We start from the raw sequence: 6939 nt of genomic DNA, 5'->3' as shown, positions 1-6939 counted from the left end.
AAGAGCGGCAAGGCGCCACATGGTCGTCGATGAACACGTACAGTGCCGCCAGAAGGGCGTCCAGGTTTGTCTTCACCCACTGACCGACGGGCGCCCTTCACCATGGTCCCGACCAGCACGAACATCGGACTCAATCATCTAGGGTGATCGGGACAGCTTGGGAACTGCCGCGGGAGGATCCAGTGGGGTCAGCGGATCCCGCAGCCATACGGGTACCAGTCGGGCCGGACGCCGCACGCTGGACAAGCCGGCGCGTACACGGCCGCGTGCTGCTGGTGGTGCACAACGTCACGTCAGCCGGGCGGCTCCTGGACCTTCTGCCGCTTTTCCATGACGACTTCCGGGTTCAACTGCTGGTCACTTCCACAGGGTCCTCCGCTTTCCAAAGCGGAGTCCGGGAGCTGTTCGCCGAGTTGGGACTTCCCGTTCTCCCATGGGAACAAGCCGTCGCAACTCCTGTCGATCTCGCGATCTCCGCCAGCTTTGGCGGAGAACTCCACCTCATAAAGGGTAAATTGTGCGTACTGTCACATGGGGTGGGATATACTAAGAAACTGGCCAGGCCGGGAGCCGGGAGCCGGGAGCCGGGAGCCGGGAGCCGGGAGCCGGGAGCCGGGAGCCGGGAGCCGGGAGCCGGGAGCCGGGAGCCGGGAGCCGGGAGCCGGGAGCCGGGAGCCGGGAGCCGGGAGCCGGGAGCCGGGAGCCGGGAGCCGGGAGCCGACATTCGGGTTGGCGCCCGACTGGTTGCTGGAGGACGGCAAGCCGTTCGTGGACGCTCTTGTGCTGTCGCATCCCGAGCAGCTCGCGCGATTGCGGCGCGTGTGCCCGGAGGCGGCGGAAGCCGCAGTGCTCGCGGGGGATCCCTGTTACGACCGCATGCTGGCTGGGCGGCCGTACCGGCAACGGTTCCGGCGCGCGTGGGGGGTTCGGCGTGGGCAGCGGCTCGTCGTTTTGAACTCCACGTGGAATCCGGAGGGTTTCTTCGGCAACGGTGGCTCCGAGGACCTGTTGCCGAGCCTGCTTCCGCGGCTGGCTGCGGAGCTTCCGGCCGATGAATACCGCGTGGCAGCCGTCTTGCACCCGAATATCTGGTACGGCCACGGGCCGGGCCAGGTACGGGCGTGGTTGGACCGGGCCCGGCGCCATGGGCTGGTTCTTGTCGATCCTCTGAGTTCCTGGCGGCAAGCGCTCCTGGCCGCTGACGTGGTCATCGGGGATTTCGGAGCGGTCTCCTACTATGCGGCGGCCCTGGGCACCCCGGTGCTGCTCGCGGCGGCCGGAGACGAGCGGCTGGATCCCGAGGCACCCTTGGCGGACTTCGTCCGCACGGCACCTCGGCTGGATCCGCATGCGCCCCTGGGTGCGCAGTTGGAGCGCGCTTTGGCCTCGCATCGCCCGTGGCGCGGGCCGGCCGAGTTCGTCAGCTCAGCTCCCGGCGGGTCGGCGGCCCTGTTGCGCCGCAGCTTCTACCGGCTGCTCGACCTCGACGAGCCTACCGCTCCGGCGCTTCTGGAGCCGCTGGCGACCCCGCCGTACGAACCGCCCCGTCGGACCGCGCCGCTTCGTGTACGGGCCCGGGTCCGCGGACGGCGAATCGATATCGAGCGCTCCGCCGAGCACCCGTACGCGGCCAGCGGGGAGGGTCATCTCGCGGTGCACGAGGAGACACGGAACCCCAGCGATCTGGCCCTCGCCGACGTGATCGTACGGGAAGGGACGCCGGACGATCCCCGGCTGGGAGGTCCCGCCCACTGGGCGGCAGAGGTACTGGAGCGGCACCCGCAGTGCGCGGTCGCCGCCTACATCACCGGACCGGACACCTGCACGGCGTACGCACGGCAGCACGGCCTGCTCCAGCTCTCCGCGGGACCGGAGGCGGACATCGATCCCGCCGCCTACGCCTCGGCGTTGCACGCCTGGCTGAATGCCGGTGGCACGATGCCGCCAGAAGGCACCACGCTCCGAGTGCGCACCGCGCACGGGACCCACCCGGTGGTCGCGGAGTTTCTTACCGCATCTCCTCGCAGCGGCGCCGCAGGTCGGTGAGGTAGTGCCGGTGCGGTGTCGCATCGGCGGGAAGCAGCCGCATGGCCTGTGCGATGTGGGTGAGCGCCTCGGCGTCGTCCCCTGCTGTGTGAGCTGTTTCGGCGAGATCGGTGAGTGTGCGGGCCAGGTTGTACTTCTCCCCCTCGCGCTCGAAGTAGTCGTGTGCGCTGCTCAGGTGGGTGCGGGACGCGGCCAGTTCCCCCTGCAACCACAGCGCACGTCCTGTGTGGCGTTCCAGGAGGGCGAGAGCGCGCCGCAGGTGCCGGCTCTCTCCCTGTTCGTCCAACAGGAGCCGATAGCGCTCGCCGGCCTCCGCGAACCATTCAGCGGCCTTCTGCCCGTTCGCCTGGTAGAGGCTCAGCAGGCCGAGGTATTCGGTGCTGGACGCTTCTCCGAGAAGATGACCGGCCGCTCGTTCGTGGGTGACCGCGGTCCGGGCTTCGTGTTCCGCCTCCTCCCAGCGGCGCAGTTGGCCGAGGCAGTGTGCGAGCTGGAAGTGCAGGGCCGCGGAGGTGCTCGACTCCGGCTGTCGCTCATCCGCACAGCGAGCTGCTGCCCGCAACGCGGGCAGCGCCTCGGCCCAGTACCCCGCCTTCAGCACGAGGGGCCACAGCGTCCGGGCCAGCCGCAGGCACATCTCGATATGCTGATACTCGTCGGCGACCGTGATCGCGCGCAGAACGTTCGCCCGCTCGGCAACCAGAGCTGCCAGGCCGTCGGCTTCCCCCTCATAGGGGGCTCCTCGCTCGGGAGCGTCGGCGACCCGCCAGCTCTCCGGAAGCGCCGCGTGGGCGGCGTGCTCGGCCCGGTGCGTCAGGCCCGTCAGTGTCCGGGAGACGGCGGCCGAGCACGTGGCGACACCCAGCTGCGGGCCCGCCGTTTCCGCGAGGTAGCGGCACACCTCGGCGTGGAAGCGGTAGCGGTCTTCCCCCAGTGCTTCGATCAGGTGTGCTTCCGAAGCCTCGGCGAGCATCCGGGCTGCCTCTTCCGGAGAGACATCAGCCGCCCATCCCGCGAGGCCGGAAGTCACCACGGGCCATCCGCCGAGCGCGACCAGATGACACAGCCGCACCGTCGCCGACGGAAGCCCCGCACAGACGGCGCGCACCGTTCTGCGTACGGGATCCGAGGACTGCGGTGCCTCCGGCGGCTCGGCGGACGGTTCCTGCGCGGCGAGCAGTTGCGCCGCTGCCGCCCGCAGTGCGTAGCCGTTCCCGGCACACCGCTCCAGGATGCCCGGCAGCTGCCTCTTCGCCCGCGCCACGGTGTCGGCTCCGGCTGCTTTCCTCAGCAGTTCCTTCGCGTCCCGGTCCTTCAGCGGCGGCACCTCGATGCGCCGGGCCTCCAGGCTGAAGGGCGGGCCGGAGGCAACGACCAGCAAGAACAGCTCCGGCGTATTGGGGACGAGGGGACGCACCTGGGCGGCAGCGGTCGCGTGGTTGATCACCAGCAGGGCCCTGCGGCCGTTCGTCAGGCGGCGGTAGAGGTCCCGGCACCCTGATGCGGTGGCCGGCATGCCGTCCGGGTCCACGTTCATCTCGCGCAGCACGCGCTGGAGGACGACAACGGGCTCCACCAGCTGGCCGCCGGCCACATCACGAAGGTCGACGTAGAACTGTCCGTCGGGGTAAAGACCGGTGTGCTTGGCCGCGAAGTAGAGCGCCACCGCGCTGGAGCCGATGCCCGGAGGCCCCCACAGCAGTGCTGCCCGGGGCTGCCCATCGGCGCGGCGCGTGGCCTCGTGCTTCAGCTGCTTGAGCACGGCGGCCCGGTCCGTGAAATCCCGAGGTGGGGGCGGCACCCCGGCCCCCGGGGACAGCGTCGGCGAACCGGTCGTGCTCCCGAGCAGCAGGGCCCATTCCCGCGCCTGACGCTGCCCCGGCTCCAGCCGTTCACTGATCTCACGGCCCAGTACCTGCAACCCGGACTCGCTGGTCGGCAGCGGCGCGCGTCGGCCCAGGGTCCGCCCGACCAGCGCGTGCGTCGTCAGCAGTAACTGCTTGCCCACCTCTCCGGCGGCGCCGTTGAGCACAGCAGTCATGAATGCTGTGATCGCACTCGCTGTCACGACCTCGATCACGCCACCCCTCCTCGTCCTCGCTGCCGACTGTATCCACGCCACCCCGGGAAATGACAGCTCGGACGGCCGTTGGCGGCTCCCGGGGCAAGCGCCAACAGCATCACTAGGACCTGACAGCGATGCGGTTGGCGCGTTGGTCTGTTCGCAGTGCTGTACCGGCCTCGCGTGGGAAGGATTCCCGCTGCTCACAGGTCCGGGGCGAGGGGCCTGCCGGGTCGTCCCGGCCGAGTGAGGAGCGGGCGGCTGGTCCGCCGTCGCGGCGAGCGGAGGTCGCGCGGTTGCGGCGCGGTGACCTCGCTCCAGCGACCGCCGGTCTCCCGGGGGCGAGAGGCTCCTCCGCGCCGTCCGCCAAGTCGTCGGCCCCCGCTGGACCACCTCGGGGCTGATTCCGCCCTCCCCCGATCCCGGGCGAAGAAGGGTGTGGACCTCGGAGACATGTGCCGCGCGACCTGCCGCCGAACTTCGCCTCGGTATCGACGCTACGCACACAAAGAGGCCGCCCGACCCGCGTTTACCCAGGTCGGACGGCCTTCGGTGAAGTGGAGCCAAGGGGAGTCGAACCCCTGACATCTGCCATGCAAAGACAGCGCTCTACCAACTGAGCTATGGCCCCGTCGGGCACCAGGATACTGGCTCCGGTGGTCTCCTTACGACCGGGTATCGCCCGCGCCCCGCGCCGTCCGTAGGATGCACGGCAAGTTCGCGCGAGCGAAGTGATGCAGGGGAGCCCAGGGGAGACGTCATGGACGCAGCAGCACAGGACCCGACCGCGAAGGCGCGCGAGCTCCAGAGTCAGTGGTACGGCGAGCCGTTGGGGACTCTCTTCCGCCGTCTCATCGACGACCTCGGGCTCAACCAGGCCCGGCTGGCGACGGTACTGGGACTGTCCGCGCCTATGCTTTCGCAGCTCATGAGCGGGCAGCGCGCAAAGATCGGGAACCCCGCCGTCGTCCAGCGTGTCCAGGCCCTCCAGGAGCTGGCCGCCGAGGTGGCCCGCGGTGACGTCAGCGCGGCCGACGCGACCAACCGGATGGACGAGATCCGCCGCACCGCAGGCGGCAGCGTGCTCAACACCACGCAGACCGCCTCCTCCGGCGCCTCGCAGACCCCCGTCAAGCGCGTCGTGCGCGAGATCCAGGCCCTCCTGCGCTCCGTGTCGGACGCCGCCGAGATCATCGACGCCTCGAACGCCCTCGCCTCCTCGCACCCGGAACTGGCAGAGTTCCTGCGGGTCTACGGCGCGGGCCGCACCTCGGACGCCGTCAAGCACTACGAGGCGCACCAGAGCTGACCTCGGCACGGACCGGACAGAGCGGGAGCAGGGGAGCGGACGCGGCGCCATGGGAGAGATCTTCGCCGGCAGGTATGAGCTGATCGACCCGATCGGCCGCGGCGGTGTCGGCATGGTCTGGCGCGCCTGGGACCACCGGCGCCGGCGGTACGTGGCCGCCAAGGTGCTCCAGCAGTCGGACGCGCACACCCTGCTGCGGTTCGTCCGCGAACAGGCCCTGCGCATCGACCACCCGCACGTGCTGGCCCCCCACAGCTGGGCCGCGGACGACGAGAAGGTCCTCTTCACCATGGACCTGGTCAAGGGCGGCTCGCTGGCCCATCTCCTGGGCGACTACGGGCCGTTGCCCCCCACGTACGTGTGCACCCTGCTCGACCAGCTGCTGTCGGGCCTCGCGGCCGTGCACGCGGAGGACGTGGTGCACCGGGACATCAAGCCCGCCAACCTGCTGCTGGAGCCCACCGGAACCGGCCGCCCCCACCTGCGGCTGTCCGACTTCGGCATCTCCATGCGCAAGGGCGACCCGCGCCTGACCGAGACCAACTACGTCGTCGGCACCCCCGGGTACTTCGCGCCGGAGCAGATGCTGGAGGCGGAGGCCGACTTCACCTCCGACCTGTACGCGGTCGGCCTGGTGGGGCTCTACCTGCTGACGGGCAGCAAGCCCGACTCGCAGGCGGTGCTGGAGAGCTACGAGCACGGAATGCCCCCCGCGCCCGAACGGGTGCCCGAGCCGCTGTGGCAGGTGCTGGGCCAGCTGCTCCAGCCCGACCCCGCCGCCCGGTTCCAGACCGCGACGGGGACCCGTAAGGCGCTGGCGAGCGCGGTGGAACTGCTCGACTCGGACGCGACGGCCGAGCAGGAGGCCGTGGAGGTCTTCGACCATCTCGGTCCGCTCCCCGAGGGATTCGGCCCCGACGGCCCGCTCCGCCCCGCACCACCGGACTCCCCTGGTGCGCCTGGTTTTCCGGGTACGCCTGGCTTCCCTGGTGCGCCGGGCTCCCGGAACGCCCCGGGCGCGCCCGGCCCGGGTTCCCCCGGCACGTCCGGCGCCCCTGGCCCGTCCGGCACCCCCGCCATGCCCGGCGCCCCTGGCACGTCCGGCTCCCCGAGCGGCCCCGGCTCCCCGAGCGGCCCCGGCCCCGGCTCCCCGGACGTTTCCGGTACGCCGGGTGCCGACGCCACGCCGGGTGCGCCTGCCGTGTCGTCGTCCTCCTCCACCGGCAGCTTCCACCTCCCGCCGCCGGTCCCGGTGGCGGCGCCGCCCTCCGTGCCGGAGCGGCCCGCCGCTCCCGCGGCGCCCACACAGGCGTACCCGTACCACCCCGACGCGGGCGGCACCCGCCCCTACACCGGCCACCAGCCCGCGCCCGGGACCGCCGCGGCCCCGTCCGCTCCCGCCCCCGTGGTCCCGGGGACCCCCGCGGCCGGGCCCGGCCCCGCGGTGCCCCTCCCGCCGGCCGGCGCCGCGGCGGGTCGCAGGCCGGGCCCCTCCGCCAAGGTCGCGGTCCCGCTGCTGGTC

The 6939-nt window shown here is 71.5% G+C and carries 5 protein-coding genes and 1 tRNA gene; 3 read left to right on the top strand and 3 right to left on the bottom strand.

Features of this window, described 5'->3' with window-relative positions; all coding sequences use genetic code 11:
* Positions 1 to 293: 293 nt before the first annotated feature.
* The gene (locus FM076_RS35000; protein ID WP_173871566.1) at positions 294 to 500 is read right to left on the bottom strand and encodes a hypothetical protein; all 207 of its coding nucleotides are present in this window, start codon (positions 498 to 500) and stop codon (positions 294 to 296) included.
* Between the two features lie 229 nt (positions 501 to 729).
* Here FM076_RS35000 and FM076_RS16620 point away from each other — a divergent pair, with 229 nt between their 5' ends.
* Positions 730 to 2046: a hypothetical protein gene (locus FM076_RS16620; protein ID WP_180217789.1), complete on the top strand. Its 1317-nt coding sequence runs from the start codon at positions 730 to 732 to the stop codon at positions 2044 to 2046.
* Here FM076_RS16620 and FM076_RS16615 read toward each other — a convergent pair.
* A complete protein-coding gene (locus FM076_RS16615; RefSeq protein WP_180217788.1) occupies positions 2009 to 4087 on the bottom strand; it encodes a tetratricopeptide repeat protein in 2079 nt (692 codons plus the stop codon). The genes FM076_RS16620 and FM076_RS16615 overlap by 38 nt on opposite strands.
* Positions 4088 to 4666: 579 nt before the next feature.
* Positions 4667 to 4739: transfer RNA gene (locus tag FM076_RS16610), tRNA-Ala, on the bottom strand.
* A 129-nt stretch (positions 4740 to 4868) separates the two neighbouring features.
* On the opposite strand from FM076_RS16610, the gene FM076_RS16605 reads away from it, so the two are divergent.
* Both FM076_RS16605 and FM076_RS16600 read left to right on the top strand, forming a co-directional pair.
* Positions 4869 to 5417 carry a helix-turn-helix domain-containing protein gene (locus FM076_RS16605; RefSeq protein WP_173871563.1) on the top strand — a complete coding sequence of 183 codons (549 nt, stop codon included), beginning with the start codon at positions 4869 to 4871 and terminating at the stop codon, positions 5415 to 5417.
* Between the two features lie 49 nt (positions 5418 to 5466).
* A partial coding sequence (locus FM076_RS16600) for a serine/threonine-protein kinase (RefSeq protein WP_173871561.1) occupies positions 5467 to 6939 on the top strand: 1473 nt, incomplete at its 3' end.

Source organism: Streptomyces albus subsp. chlorinus (assembly GCF_013302895.1).
GTDB lineage: Bacteria > Actinomycetota > Actinomycetes > Streptomycetales > Streptomycetaceae > Streptomyces > Streptomyces chlorinus.
Note: the sequence above shows the minus strand (reverse complement) of the source record. Positions and strands in the feature narration are given on the sequence as shown.